At 59.0% G+C, this 13,787-nt stretch carries 13 protein-coding genes; 6 read left to right on the top strand and 7 right to left on the bottom strand.

The window, feature by feature from the left end; genetic code table 11:
• Positions 1-190: 190 nt before the first annotated feature.
• The gene (locus tag GGE33_RS04285) at positions 191-1,036 is read right to left on the bottom strand and encodes a class I SAM-dependent methyltransferase (protein WP_183821368.1); all 846 of its coding nucleotides are present in this window, start codon (positions 1,034-1,036) and stop codon (positions 191-193) included.
• Positions 1,037-1,156: 120 nt separating this feature from the next.
• The gene (locus tag GGE33_RS04280; RefSeq protein ID WP_148145624.1) at positions 1,157-1,840 is read right to left on the bottom strand and encodes a winged helix-turn-helix transcriptional regulator; all 684 of its coding nucleotides are present in this window, start codon (positions 1,838-1,840) and stop codon (positions 1,157-1,159) included.
• A gap of 224 nt (positions 1,841-2,064) precedes the next feature.
• Here GGE33_RS04280 and GGE33_RS04275 point away from each other — a divergent pair, with 224 nt between their 5' ends.
• A complete protein-coding gene (locus tag GGE33_RS04275; RefSeq protein ID WP_183821367.1) occupies positions 2,065-4,740 on the top strand; it encodes a bifunctional diguanylate cyclase/phosphodiesterase in 2,676 nt (891 codons plus the stop codon).
• 133 nt (positions 4,741-4,873) lie between these two features.
• Here the strand turns inward: GGE33_RS04275 and GGE33_RS04270 are convergent, their stop codons facing one another.
• Positions 4,874-5,503 carry an ATP-dependent Clp protease proteolytic subunit gene (locus tag GGE33_RS04270; RefSeq protein WP_246435729.1) on the bottom strand — a complete coding sequence of 210 codons (630 nt, stop codon included), beginning with the start codon at positions 5,501-5,503 and terminating at the stop codon, positions 4,874-4,876.
• Between the two features lie 178 nt (positions 5,504-5,681).
• On the opposite strand from GGE33_RS04270, the gene GGE33_RS04265 reads away from it, so the two are divergent.
• Together GGE33_RS04265 and GGE33_RS04260 are read left to right on the top strand one after the other, a co-directional pair.
• Positions 5,682-6,269, top strand: coding sequence for a HupE/UreJ family protein (locus GGE33_RS04265; protein WP_183821366.1), 588 nt, complete (start codon positions 5,682-5,684; stop codon positions 6,267-6,269).
• Positions 6,270-6,420: 151 nt separating this feature from the next.
• Positions 6,421-7,254: a DUF2076 domain-containing protein gene (locus GGE33_RS04260; protein WP_183821365.1), complete on the top strand. Its 834-nt coding sequence runs from the start codon at positions 6,421-6,423 to the stop codon at positions 7,252-7,254.
• Positions 7,255-7,414: 160 nt separating this feature from the next.
• Here GGE33_RS04260 and queF read toward each other — a convergent pair whose 3' ends face one another.
• Positions 7,415-7,879, bottom strand: coding sequence for a preQ(1) synthase (gene queF, locus GGE33_RS04255; RefSeq protein ID WP_148145628.1), 465 nt, complete (start codon positions 7,877-7,879; stop codon positions 7,415-7,417).
• A complete protein-coding gene (locus GGE33_RS04250) occupies positions 7,876-8,835 on the bottom strand; it encodes a cation diffusion facilitator family transporter (protein WP_183821364.1) in 960 nt (319 codons plus the stop codon). Before GGE33_RS04250 ends, queF begins: the two co-directional genes overlap by 4 nt.
• A 229-nt stretch (positions 8,836-9,064) precedes the next feature.
• On the opposite strand from GGE33_RS04250, the gene GGE33_RS04245 reads away from it, so the two are divergent.
• From GGE33_RS04245 to GGE33_RS04235, 3 genes are read left to right on the top strand one after another with little or no spacing between them, the layout of a single operon-like run.
• Positions 9,065-9,556, top strand: a complete 492-nt coding sequence (locus GGE33_RS04245) for a MarR family winged helix-turn-helix transcriptional regulator (protein WP_183821363.1) — start codon at positions 9,065-9,067, stop codon at positions 9,554-9,556.
• Entirely contained in the window at positions 9,553-10,233 is a 681-nt protein-coding gene (locus tag GGE33_RS04240; RefSeq protein ID WP_183821362.1) for a GNAT family N-acetyltransferase, read from the top strand. Before GGE33_RS04245 ends, GGE33_RS04240 begins: the two co-directional genes overlap by 4 nt.
• A 48-nt stretch (positions 10,234-10,281) precedes the next feature.
• Entirely contained in the window at positions 10,282-10,755 is a 474-nt protein-coding gene (locus GGE33_RS04235) for a cupin domain-containing protein (RefSeq protein WP_183821361.1), read from the top strand.
• A gap of 46 nt (positions 10,756-10,801) precedes the next feature.
• On the opposite strand, the gene GGE33_RS04230 is transcribed toward GGE33_RS04235, so the two are convergent.
• Both GGE33_RS04230 and GGE33_RS04225 read right to left on the bottom strand, forming a co-directional pair.
• Positions 10,802-11,302, bottom strand: a complete 501-nt coding sequence (locus GGE33_RS04230; RefSeq protein WP_183821360.1) for a GNAT family N-acetyltransferase — start codon at positions 11,300-11,302, stop codon at positions 10,802-10,804.
• Position 11,303: 1 nt separating this feature from the next.
• Entirely contained in the window at positions 11,304-13,493 is a 2,190-nt protein-coding gene (locus tag GGE33_RS04225) for an anthranilate synthase (protein ID WP_183821359.1), read from the bottom strand.
• Positions 13,494-13,787 lie beyond the last annotated feature (294 nt).

Below are 13,787 nucleotides of genomic sequence, written 5' to 3'. Positions count from 1 at the left end.
TTTTCAATAACGCGTCATTTTCCCGGACAAACGGGCTACACAGTTAAGCCCGGCCTAACAGGCAGCCTTTTCTTATCGAATTGAAACACCTGTGCGCAATTGGAACAGCTGGCCGGCGCCGTGCACCGCAATCGGCACACGGCGCCGTAAACGCCTGCATCCTCGTTTGCAGACGCCGGCCCGCCGGTCATCAACGCTTCGCGATGATGACCTCGAGATAGTCACTGGGTACTACCATCGTCCCATCCTCAGCCCGATTGAAGCTTTCGATGAGGTCAAGCAGGTCTCTTTCCAGAACGGCCTGCTTCTCTGTTGGTAAGGCACTGAAAGCCTTGTGTACCGGCCCGTACCAGGTGCGGAACACCTCGACCCAGTGGCCTGGAGAACGGTAGCGGAAGACGAAAGTCTCCCGGCTTGCGGAAACGCCTGCCACAGACCCGAACAGTTCGTTCAATCGATCGGTTGTCCCCCATAGCGACGGTGGGCGCAGGCCTGCCGGAGGCAGCACGTGCCGCCCGATCGTCTTGAACACCTGCCCGATAAAACTGTCCGGCGTCCAGTTCGCAAGACCAATACGCCCTCCCCTGCGGCAAACCCTCAGCAATTCAGAAGCCGCTTTTTCCTGGTCCGGCGTGAACATCACCCCGAACGTGGAAAGCACGACATCGAAGTGATTATCGGCAAAGGGTAGCGCCTCGGCATCGGCCGTCTGAAAATTGACGCTGAGCCCTTCCGCCTCGGCGCGCCGCCTGCCCTGTTCCAGAAGCGTCGGCACGTAATCGGTCGAGCTGACGATGCACCAACGCCGTGCCGCTGCGAGCGTCGCATTGCCGTTTCCGGCAGCGACATCCAGCACCGTTTCGCCGGCCCTCAGATCAAGCGCCTCGCAAAGCCTCTCGCCGACGATCTGCAGGGTCGTGCCGACGACCGCGTAATTGCCCGAAGCCCAGGCGCCTTGCTGGCGCGCCTTGACCGCGTTGAAATCCGCTCCCGCTGGCGCGGCGGGATGCGCAAGGTCCAGATTTGCTGTCTGCATTGTCTTTCCTCCCATGTCGAAGAGCCCGATGACGCGGGCAATAATTGGAGGATGCTTCAGTCTATGCCGGTTGCTCCAGTGTAGAAAATGAACCGGACCCGATACAGAAAATGCACCGGATCAGCAGGTGGCAAAAGAACTGCGCACCATCCAGTCATCAATCCGCGAGGCGATGTCTGCGTCGCCGATCAATGAAATTCGCCCCTGTTCAATCTCCGCCTTCAGGCCCGAAAGCCCCATCCACGCCGCCGTCATCGCCTTCAGTTCGGCGGTGACATAGAGATCGACGTCGTAACCCGGATCGATCAGGCAAAGGTCGATCGGCTGCCCCGGCTTGTTGACCAGCCAATAGTGACGTTCCTCCCGAGGCAACTCGGGGTAATTGAACTCGATAACGCTGCGCCTGCGCTTGGGCAGCGCTTCGGCATCGATCTTGCGGCGCATATTCCACATCAAAAGCCGCGCATCGAGATTTTCGAGCGTCACATCGGCGTCGACATTCCGGTGTGCCCAGCGACCAAGCTCCCGAACGATAGGGCCAAGTTCGTCTGCAATCCTGGTGGTGATATAGGTGATCTCGCCGGTCCGCTCGTTTGCCGAGCGGGTCACCAGCCCGCTCACCTCCATTTGCTTAAGTCGCTTGGACATCAGCGTCGGCGACATACCGGGCACGCCGCGGCGGATTTCGTTGAAATGCGTTGAGCCGGACCACATTTCGGAAAGCAGCAGCAATGTCCAGCGCGGCTCGATAAGTTCGCAGGCTTTGGCGATCGGGCAAAACTGATTGTATCCGTCGTCCTTCATCGCCAAACCTCCCGGCAGGAAAGTATGCGCCTCTGGGTTTGCACGGTCCAGTCCATAAACTGTAGCGCGCAGCGAAAAACAAAACACGGAATGGATGCAGACAATCACTGAAGCGATATTCAGTCTACAGTAAAGTGACCATATTTCACGCCAAATGACGGTTAGAAAAGCATAATATTAAAGTTTCTCTGCAACTCTTTGCCATCATGAGACCGGAATATTCGATGGCTACTTTTTCTCATTCGGACAAATCGATGCGGCCGATCCAGAAGGCTTTTGGCCTGAGCTATTTTATTCCCGCAATCGTTGTCATTGCTGCAGTCGCCATCGGATTTGTTCAATCGGACAACGAAGAGCATGAGCGCTTTCTGGCAGAACAAAGACTTGTTGCCTCCGAGCGCCTTGCGCAGGTTTCCGCTCGCCTGGAAACACAAATTCACGGCAACGTAAACCTCATTCAGGGACTTGTTGCAGCAATCGCCGCCAATCCGAATATGACCCAAGCGCAATTCAGCGCCCTGTCTGAACGTATCTTCAGTGTCCCGTCGCAATTGCGAAACGTCGTAGCGGCTCCAAACCTCGTGGTGCAGAACGTTTATCCATTCGATGAAAACAAGCAATTGATCGGGCAGGACTATAACGCCAACCCGAAACAGTCCGGCTCTGTTTTCGAAGCCATAAAACGGCGCAAGACCACAATTGCAGGTCCGGTGAAGCTCATGCAGGGCGGGCACGGCCTGCTGGCACGCTATCCGGTATTTTCTATTGGAAACGGTCATTTCTGGGGTGTTGTCTCGGCCGTGATCGATGCCGAGCGCTTGTATCGGGACAGCAATATAAACTCCGACCAACAGACGCTCAACATAGCTATCGCGCGCCGACCGCAACCCTCCGTCAAGGATGTCTTTGTGGGCGATCCCGCAGTCTTCGTCGACGACGCGGTGCGTACGCGCATCGAACTCGGATACGACACATGGTACCTTGCCGCGGTCCCCAAAGGGGGATGGCTTCAGGAACCACCGGCAATTTTCGTATCCCGGATCTACGCCGCCATGGTTGCCATCGGCATCATTGCGCCGCTGATATGGGCTGGTTTGCTGATGAGGCAGCGGCACCGTAATCTCATCATACTGCAGCAGAGTGAGGAGGAACTGGAGGAAGTCTCACATCGCCTCGGCCTTGCCCTCGACTCCTCCGGCATTGGCGTGTGGGAATATCATCCCGAATCCGGAAAGCTTATCTGGGATCGTCGGATGCGCGAAATGTACTATGGCTCACCGGATCGGGACGCATTTTTCTATGAAGACTGGAAAAAAGCGATCCACCCGGACGACATTCAAGCCGCACAGGAAGAACTGCTCCAGACGGTGGCTGAAGGCGTTCCTTACATAACTCAATTCCGCATCGTGTCTCCGACCGGAGAGATAAGATACATCCGTGCAAATGGCAGGGTCTATAGCACGGCAGGCCGCGAAATGCGGATCGTGGGTGCGAATTGGGATGTGACCAAGGATATGCTGCTGCAAGCAGAATTGCGCGAGGCGCGTTCTCGTGCAGAAGAACAGAATGCCCAGCTCAGAGCAACGCGGCGGACGCTTGAACATCAATCTCTCCATGATGCCCTGACCGGCCTCCCCAACCGGCGATTTCTGGACCAGTTCATGGAAGCAGGTAGCGGCAAGGCGGAAAAGAGCCATCGATTGGCCTTCATCCACGTGGACCTCGACCGTTTCAAGGAAGTCAACGACACGTTCGGCCACGCCGCTGGTGACGAGGTTTTGAGGCAGACGACAGCACGCCTCCTCGACCTTGTCACACCGGATGAATTCGCCTCACGCGTAGGCGGTGACGAATTCGTCATCGCCACCAGCGGCCCTTGCGTCGAACGTCGATCGCGCGAACTTGCGCAGGCAATCGTCAGGTCACTTGCCCGGCCGATCGAAATCGGCGGCCACAAGTGCCGTATCGGCTGCAGCGCAGGAATATCCTGCCAGACGGCATCGATGGAGGAGCCTCGCGAACTTCTCGTCAATGCGGACATTGCGCTCTACGAAGCCAAGAAACGCGGGCGCAACCGCTTCGAGATCTTTTCCGACGAACTGCGTATGGCTGCGGTGCTTCGTAAAACGATGTCGGACGAGTTCCTGACGGCACTGGAGCACGATCAGATCGTCCCTTATTTCCAACCCCAGTTTGATGCACGGACGTTGCAGATCGTCGGCGTCGAGGCACTCGCGCGATGGCAACACCCGCAACGCGGCACTCTTGCACCTGATCGCTTTCTCGATATTGCCGAAAGCCTGAATCGCGCAGCCGATCTTGATGCTGTGATTCTTGAAAAGGCGCTCTTCCAGTCCGTTCGCTGGAAGGCGCTCGGTCTGGATGTGCCGCATCTTTCGGTCAACATATCGGCGCAGAGAATAAAGGACGGCCGCATGTTCGACCGGCTGGCAGACCTGCAGTTTTCTCCGGGCAGCCTGTCTTTCGAGCTTCTGGAATCCATCTCATTCGATGACCACGATGAAGACCTGCGTACGGCAATCACTCGGCTTAAGTCGCTCGGTATCGACATCGAAATCGACGACTTTGGCACCGGTCACGCCTCGATCGTGAGCCTGATCGAGCTGGGGCCGAAGCGATTGAAGATAGACCGCAAATTGATCTCGCCGATCGAGGATTCTGCATCCCAGCGCAGACTTGTCGCCTCCATCATCGAAATCGGAAGGTCGCAGGATATCGAGATTGTTGCCGAGGGCGTGGAGACCGGCAAACATATTGAAATCCTGCGCGGCCTCGGATGCCACGTCTTGCAGGGTTACGCTTTTTCCAAGCCCCTTGCCGCTGCCGAGTTCATAACCTTCGTCGAAAACTGGCAAGCGCGGCAATGTGCCGACGGGTAACCGTGCAGGCAAGCCATTTAGGCGCCCTCCGGCTCCAATCTTGCAAGATGAAAGATTTGCAAACCTTGAACACAAAAGCCCCGCCAGCGGCAAGCTGGCGGGGCTTTCTGTTTCAATGATCCGAAGCGCTATCTCAGATTTCGCTCTGAGATGTGACGATCTTCGAGACCAGACCGTAGGAGACGGCTTCCTCTGCAGAGAGCCAGTAATCGCGGTCGATGTCCTTGGCGATCTTCTCTTCGGTCTGGCCGGTGGCCTTGGCAAAGATCTTGATCAGGCGCTCGTTCATCTTGACGATTTCGCGTGCCTGGATCTCGATATCGGATGCCATGCCGCGCGTGCCGCCGGACGGTTGATGGATGAGGAAGCGCGTGTTCGGCAGCGAGATACGGCGTTCCTTCGCCGCGGCTGCATAGATCAGCGCGCCTGCGGAAGCCACCCAGCCGGTTCCGATAACCCAGACCTTCGGCTTGATGAACTTGATCATGTCATGGATGGAATCGCCCGATTCGACGTGGCCGCCGGGGGAGTTCACATAGATGCGAATATCTTCGTCGCTGGCTGCGGAGAGCGCAACGAGCTGCGTGTTGACCTTCTGCGCCAGTTCCTGGGTAATCGGACCGTAGATGAAGATCGAGCGCGACTTGAAAAGATTCGCCTCTGTTTCCTTGCCGAGCGGCAATTCCTTGGTCTTGTCGTCGTTGTCGTCTTCGTCGTTCAGCACAGTCAGTGTCTCCTGCATGGGATTCATAACATCGGACATAATGTGTTCGCGGCCACAAAACAATGGAGAGTGGCAGCAAGCCACGACTAAGGCCGCCTATAAGGTGAATGACGTAGAAACCTTCGGCGACCAGTTGGCAATTGTGGTGGACATCGGAAAGCTCTGCGCCCTATCTTCGATCATATTTTAAAGTCAGACAGAATCTGAGGGGACCATAATGTTTAGACGCCTTTCGCTCTCCGCCGCCATTTTTGCCACAGCGACAGCACCCGCCTTTGCCCATCTCAATCCGGAAGAGCACGGCTCCTTCATGGCCGGCTTCTCGCACCCACTTTTCGGCATGGACCACATCCTCGTTATGGTCGCGGTCGGACTTTGGGCTGCCCAGATTTCTCAAGGTGGCAACAGGAAGGCGCTCTGGATCGTTCCCTCGGCATTCGTCGGCACGATGGCGATCGGCTTTGCCCTCGCATTGTTGGGCATTGAACTTCCCTTCGTAGAACCCGCGATCTTGGCCTCCGTCATCGCCCTCGGCCTAGTTGTCGCCATCGCCGTTCGCCTGCCGACAGCCGTTTGTGCTGCAATCGTCGCCGTCTTCGCTCTTTTCCACGGCCATGCCCATGGCGGTGAACTCGGTTCTGCAGGCGCATTCCAGTTCGGCGCCGGCTTTGTCATCGCAACGGCGTTTTTGCACCTCGCCGGCATTGCCGCAGGCCTCGGCATCTCGCGTTTCAGCCCTTATGTCGCCCGCATTCTCGGCGGCATCACCGCGCTTCTCGGCCTGTCGCTCGCATTTGGGGGCTGAAGCAATTCCGGCAAAGGTTGAACCCTGTTCTGCCTTCGCAATCGCACCAAACAGAGAGTTGCGCATTACCGAGATTTAATCTTGCGGCGATTTGAAATGCCGCAATCGCCGCTTACCTCCTTGGACAGCCCAAATGCCCAAGGAGGCAAGAATGTCACCGGAAGAACGCCAGCTTCTCAATTCTCTGTTCGAACGCGTCCGTACCGCCTCGGCAACACCGCGGGATCGGGATGCGGAAGACTTGATCGATCAGGAAACCCGCAAACAGCCCTACGCGACCTATTACCTGGCCCAGGCGGTTGTCGTTCAGGAAAAGGGGCTGGAAGCGGCATCCAACCGTATCCGGGAGCTGGAAGACCGCGTCCATGAGCTGGAAGCCGCGCAGGGCGAAAATCGCCAGGCGGAACAGGGCGGTGGCTTCCTGAGCTCGATCTTCGGATCGCAGCAATCGCGCGCCCAGGCGCCGGTCCAGCAATCGTCCGCTCCAACCTCCGGTCCGTGGGGCGCCCGTCCGACCTACGAAGGCCCTCGCGGTTACGACGATGGTTACCGCGCTCCTCCAGTTTATGGCTCACAGGCATCCGCCCCTCAACCATCCGGGCCATGGAACAGCAGCACCTCTCGCGGACCGTCAGCCGGCAGCAGCTTTCTCACCGGCGCACTCGGCACCGCAGCCGGGGTCGCCGGCGGCATGCTGCTTGCCAATTCGTTGTCAGGCATTTTCAGCAACCACATGGCGGGCGCAGGTCTCGGCAACCCGCTCGCCGGCGCCAGCTCCTTCGGTGCCTCCGAGCAGCCGGCAGTCGAGGAAACCGTCGTCAACAACTATTATGGCGACGACGCGATACGCGAGGCATCGGACAAGTCGGACGATGGCAACAACGACAATGACAACGACGCTTGGCAGCAGGCCGGCTATTCGAATGACGATGCCGATCAGGACAATGGCGACTTCGACAGTAACGACGATAGCTTCGACGTCTGATCGATAAAGCCACCAACGAGAAAGCGCCGGGCAGTGATGCTCCGGCGCTTTCTTATTCCGCCAATGCGGCAGCCTATCCCGGCCCCTCGCTTTGGCTCGGTGCGTTCGTCACTGCAATCGATTCACTGGATCGATTGCTCCGGCTGCGCCGGACCGTTCCTCACCCACGTCCGCGATAGGTCGGTACGCCCTGATCCGGCAGCCACACGCCTTCCGGCACTGCGCCCGTCTGCCAGAATACGTCGATCGGAATACCACCGCGCGGATACCAGTAAGCGCCGATCCTCAGCCATTTCGGCTGAAGCAATTCGACCAGCCGCTTGGCGATATAGACCGAGCAATCCTCGTGGAAGGCGCCGTGATTGCGGAACGAGGTCAGAAACAGCTTCAGCGACTTGGATTCGACCAGATAGGCATCGGGAATATAGTCGATGACGATATGGGCGAAATCCGGCTGGCCGGTCATCGGGCAGAGCGAGGTGAATTCCGGCGCGGTGAAGCGCGTCACGTAGTCCGTGCCCTGGTTGCTGTTCGGCACACGCTCCAGCACGGCCTCTTCCGGGCTCTTCGGTGCGTCTACCTGTTTTCCGAGCTGCGACAGCCCGCTGACATCCGTCATCGTCATTCGCCCATTCCTTCCAGGCTTGTATGTCCTTCGACTTCGACCTTCTGTCCATGGGCGCGCTCACCTTCGGGCTCCACATGAATGGCCAGTGTGGCGCCGGGAATAGCCTCTTTGATCGCATCTTCCAAGCGGTCGCAGATATCATGTGCCTCACCGACCGTCATCGAAGCCGGTACGACCAGATGAAAATCGATGAAGGCGGCCGCTCCTGCCCGCCGGGATCGGAGGTCATGAACCCCGAGCGCACCAGCGGAATGCGCCGTGATCGCATCGCGCACCGCAGCCTCCTCATCCGGCTCCAGCGCCTTGTCCATCAAGCCGCCGAGCGAATGCGAGATCACCTTGTATCCCTGCCAGAGAATGTTGATCGCAACGAGAATGGCGAGCAGCGGATCGAGGATCGCATAACCGGTGACGACCGCGAGGATCAGGCCGACAAACACACCCGCCGACGTCACCACGTCCGACATGATGTGATGACCATCGGCCGCCAGCGCCGGGGAACGATGCTTAGTCCCGACCCGGATCAGGATCGTCGCCCAGATGGCGTTGATGACGCCCGCGACGGCGTTGATCGCAAGTCCAAGCCACGGCGCCTGCATGGCTTCCGGCGAGAAGAGTGCACCCCAGGCCTCCTGAATGATCAGGATGGCAGCAACGATGATCAACACACCCTCGACAACCGCCGAGATATATTCCGCCTTATGATGGCCGAACTGGTGATCGTGATCGGCCGGCCGCTGCGCGTATCGGATGACGAAATACGCAATGAATGCGGCCGTGACATTGACCAGCGATTCCATGCCGTCGGAAAGCAGCGCCACGGAACCCGTCACCCACCAAGCCAGCATCTTGAGCCCCATCACCCCGATCGAGATGGGAATACCCCAGAATGCGAGCCGCTCGATGATGGCTCGATCTTTGTTAAGCGCCGTGTTCACCGGTTTGTCCTTCATTCGCTGCGCCATTATCCAGACGCCTTTTTGCTGGTGAGAATGACTTGCAGAAGCCATGCCCTGAAACGACGAAACCGCCACGGCGAGCGGTCTCGCAGCAGCGGTTTCGGATGAGTGAGCATATGCCGCAGAGCGTCGGTTTTGTCAAAGCGCTTTCAGGATCAAATCTCCTTGCAAGAAAGCATAACAATTTATATAACTTGTTATACAAAATCATGGAGAGGTATGCATGCCTCACGACATCGTCAAAGACTTCGGTTACCTTACCTTGGGAACGAGGCTTCGCCGCCTCGGGGAAATGGTGCAGGCCAATACCCAGCTGATCATGCAGCAGCATGGCATCGATTTGCCTGCAGCACATTATCCCTTTCTTGCAGCGATCGACCGCAACGGGCCGCTGACGGTCGGGGAACTTGCCGATGTCATTGGCATATCGCAGCCGGGCGCCACGCGCACGATCGGCCAGTTGGCGGAGGCAGGATTGCTCGACCTGTCCGTCAGCGATGGAGACCAGCGCCGCAAGCAGGTCTCGCTGACCAAGGCAGGACAGGATCTCGTCGATTATTCCACCCGTGAAGTCTGGCCGGGCGTCGAGGCCGCGGTCAGAAACCTTTGCACCGATCTCGACGGCTCCTTCCTGGAACAACTCGCATCCATCGAAGACGGCCTCAAGCACCGCCCGCTGATCGAGCGCATGAATAAAGACAAGGAAACGAAATGACCCATCTCCTCGATCGCCCAGCCTGGAACGCACTGGCCACCGTCCATTTGGCCTTCGCCGAAGGCACCCCGCTCGCCAAACGTTACGCCCCCTCAATCGTGCCCTTCGCCGCGATGCAGGACGATACGTCGGAAAGCATCATCGCAATCACGGCCCTGCCGTTGGCCGGCGAAAGCATGGCTCTCGTAGAAGCGGGGCCGATCCCCGCCCTTCCCGGTTTTGAGACCATCATCGATGCCACGCTGGTGCAGATGCTGGCCGACAAGCCGTTCGAGCGCATCGAAGACCCTCGCATCGTAAAACTGGGCGAACATGATGCAGCCGATATGCTGGCGCTCGCAACCCTGACCAAGCCCGGCCCGTTCACGCTGAAGGCGCAGTCGCTCGGCACCTTCTGGGGTATCCGCATCGATAGCCGGCTCGTCGCCATGGGCGGCCAGCGCATGCGTCAGCCGGGTTTTGCCGAATTGAGCGGCCTCTGCGTCCACCCGGACTGCCAGGGCAACGGTCTCGGCAAACTGATGCTGCGCTTCGTCGCCGGCGAGATTTCCGCCGGCGGAGAAACCGTTTACCTCCATGCCTACAAGCACAACGAAGGCGCTGTCGGCCTCTACCGCTCGCTCGGCTTTGCCATCCGCAGCGACATGAATTTTCGGGTCGTCAAACGCAAGGATTAACCGCCAGTCAGCTCCATGATAAAAGAGGCACGAGCAAAGGAGGCAGGCATGTCGATCTTTCAGACGGCGATCGTGTCTCGCCCGGACGATGAGCGGATAGCAAAAACACCGTTCGGCGCGAAGATCGTCATTCATGCCACGGCAGCCGAAACCAACGGCGCCTTCGGCATGTGGGAAACCTTTACGCCGCCCGGCCAAGGTCCTGCTCCGCATATGCACACGCGCGAAACCGAGATTTTCCGCGTAGTCCGCGGCCACTACCTCTTTCAGTGCGGCGAGGAAGAGTTCGATGCGCCACCCGGCACGGTGGTGGCCCTGCCACCCCACATCCGGCACAGCTGGAAAAACATAAGCGACGAGCCGGGCCAGATGTTTGCCATAGTGACGCCGGGCGGCTGCGAGCAGCTGTTCATCGACATTGAAACGTCCTGTGCCGATACGCCGGAAAAGATCGCGGTCATCGAGGCGCGCCTCGGCATCGTCAACGAGACCACGCGCGCCATGGGCCTGTCACCTGGCTGAGCCAAGTCCGGCCCAACAACGAACGTAATCAGGCGCCGAGTTACTGTCACTCGAAGAGCAACGCCATTTTGACGCTGTCGATATAATGTCCGTCGATCCTAACCGCATGGCGGGCAATTCCCTCGTGCTCGAAGCCCACCCGCTCGTAAAGAGCGATGGCACGAAAATTGTCCGCGTGTGCGTTGAGCTCCACCCGATGCAGGCCAGCCGCCCTTGCGGCATCGAGCACGGCGGTAATCAGCCGCCTGCCGAGCCCACGGTCGCGATAACCGGGAATGATGCCCATGCCGAGCGTGCCGCAATGCGCCTCGGCATCCCGGCTCCCACGCCTTATATCGCACCATCCTACGACCTTGCCGTCCGCCACGGCCACCATGTGCGGATGACCGCCGGCGATATTGCCCCTAACGAAGGCCAGCATCGCCTCGATCGTCGGTGCCTCGAGAAAGATCAGGTATTTCCGTTCACGCGCCACGATGTCGAGGGCATCGCGAAACCCCTCGACATGGTCTTCCCGTATCGGCTCGATACGGATTGCATCAGTCATATTACGCCGCCTTCGTCTCACGCTTGCGGGCCAGATGCGCCACGACATTCTCGATCATCCGCATCCCGGCATCGCCGCCGAGCGTCATGATCGATTCCGGGTGGAACTGAACGGCAGCGATCGGTTCCTTGGCATGCTCTATGCCCATGATCGTGCCATCCTCGCTTTCCGCGGTGATGATGAAATCGCGGTCGAGCGTCGCCGGATCGGCAAAGATCGAATGATAACGGCCGACCGTCACTTCCTTCGAAAGGCCGGAGAAGACGATCCCCGGCTCCAGCACCCGGATACGCGACGGCTTGCCATGCATCGGAATGGCGAGGTGCCGAAGCTGCCCGCCATAAGCCTCGGCAAGAGCCTGCAGGCCGAGGCACACGCCAAAAATCGGCAGGTTCTTCGCCCGCGCCGCCTTGATCGTCGCCTTGCAGTCGAAATCCTTCGGATTGCCCGGTCCGGGCGACAGCACGACGAGATCGGGATCGATCCGGTCGAACACCTCGTCCGGCACTGGCGTGCGCACGGTGGAAACCGTCGCCCCCGTCTGGCGGAAATAGTTGGCGAGCGTATGAACAAAACTGTCCTCGTGGTCGACGAGCAGGATCTTCACCCCCTCGCCCACACGGGCAACATCGCGGGAAACCTTGCCGGAATTGCCGGCGCGCGCATCGCGAATGGCTGAAATCATGGCCGATGCCTTCAGTTCGGTTTCTGCTTCTTCCTCTTCAGGGTTCGAATCGTTGAGCAATGTCGCCCCGGCGCGCACTTCGGCAATCCCGTCCTTGACGCGAATGGTCCTGAGCGTCAGGCCCGTATTCATGTCGCCATTGAAGCCGACCATGCCGATCGCCCCACCATACCATGCGCGCGGGCTGCGCTCGTGGCTTTCGATGAAGCGCATCGCCCACAGTTTCGGCGCACCGGTCACGGTGACGGCCCATGCGTGGGAGAGGAACCCGTCGAACGCATCCATGTCCGGCCGAAGGCGGCCCTCGATATGGTCGACGGTGTGGATGAGCCGCGAATACATCTCGATCTGCCGGCGACCGATCACCTTTACCGAACCCGGCTCGCAGACGCGGCTCTTGTCGTTTCTGTCGACGTCGGAGCACATCGTCAGCTCCGACTCGTCCTTCTTCGAATTCAACAGCTTGAGGATCTGCTCGCTATCGGAAATCGCATCTTCGCCGCGCTTGATCGTCCCGGAAATCGGGCAGGTCTCGATCCGGCGGCCCGACACGCGCACGAACATTTCCGGCGATGCGCCGATCAGATATTCCTGGTTGCCGAGATTGATGAAGAAGGAATAGGGCGACGGGTTGATAGCCTTCAGCCGGTTGGAAATCTCCGAAGGTTTGCTGTCGCACCGTTCCATGAATTTCTGGCCGGGAACCACTTCGAACAGATCGCCGCGACGAAAGCTCTCCTTCGCCTCGGTGACGAGCTTGGCATATTCACCCGGCTTGTGATCGCCCTTCGGCGGCGTCACCGTCGTGCGCACGAACGGATCGGGCGCGATGTCCTGGCCCTTGCCCTCGGTCGTCACTCCACCCGTGGCGAAATCGTAGCGGTCGATCCAGGCCTTGGCCGCATGGTGGTCGACGACGAGGATCTCGTCGGGAAGGAACAGAACCATGTCGCGCTGGTCTTCCGGCCGCTGCATGGCAAGCTTGATCGCGTCGAACTGGAAGGCAAGATCGTAGCCAAAGGCGCCGAACAGGCCAATCGCAGAGTCGGCTTCGGAATAGAAAAGATCGACGATTGCGCGCAAAACGGTAAACACCGTCGGCATCTTCGAACGTTCTTCCTCGGTAAACACGCGAGAGGGCTGGTTAACTGTGAGGTCGAGGCGGCGGGTTGTCCGCTCGCCAAGCGTCAGGTCCTCGACACCGGCGAGCCTGTCGGCAACGAAGCCGAGCAGGACTTCGCCACGCTCGTTATAGGCCTCGATCCACACCTTGCGGCCATTGCAGGTGATCCCGAGCGGCGGGTCGACGATCGCCGTGTCCCAGCGCGTGTAACGGCCCGGATATTCATAGTTCGACGAGAAGACAGCACCGCGGCGCTCGTCCAGCCTGTCGACATAAGACGAGATTGCCGTTGCATATTCCGCCGGACGGCGAGCCCGGCTGACGGTTATGCCGCCTCGCGTCTCGTAGGTCTCGGAACCGTCCTCGCGAATGATCGTCACCATTGTAATGCCCTTGCCTCTTCGATCTGGTTCGCCCGGTTCCCGCAAAGCGGCCAATAAAAAAGCCGCCTCGGTTCTCGGGCGGCTTGGTCTGGTCTTGTCGATGGACATGACTGGTCAAGGCCGCGTTAGCGTGCCCACCACCAGTTACCGTTGTTGTTCATCGAAATCGTCATGGGCGGAATTGTTAGCGTGGCAGGACATACCGCGCAAGCACAAAAATATTGTCCTGTGATGCGACCAAAACAGGTCGATCCGCGTTGCCCCTCTCGCCCGGCATCCGTTGCGCCGAAGCAC

The organism is Aliirhizobium cellulosilyticum, from assembly GCF_014198105.1.
In the GTDB taxonomy this organism is placed as follows: Bacteria; Pseudomonadota; Alphaproteobacteria; order Rhizobiales; family Rhizobiaceae; genus Neorhizobium; species Neorhizobium cellulosilyticum.
The sequence above is the reverse complement of the archived record's forward strand: the minus strand, read 5'-3'. Positions and strand labels throughout refer to the sequence as shown.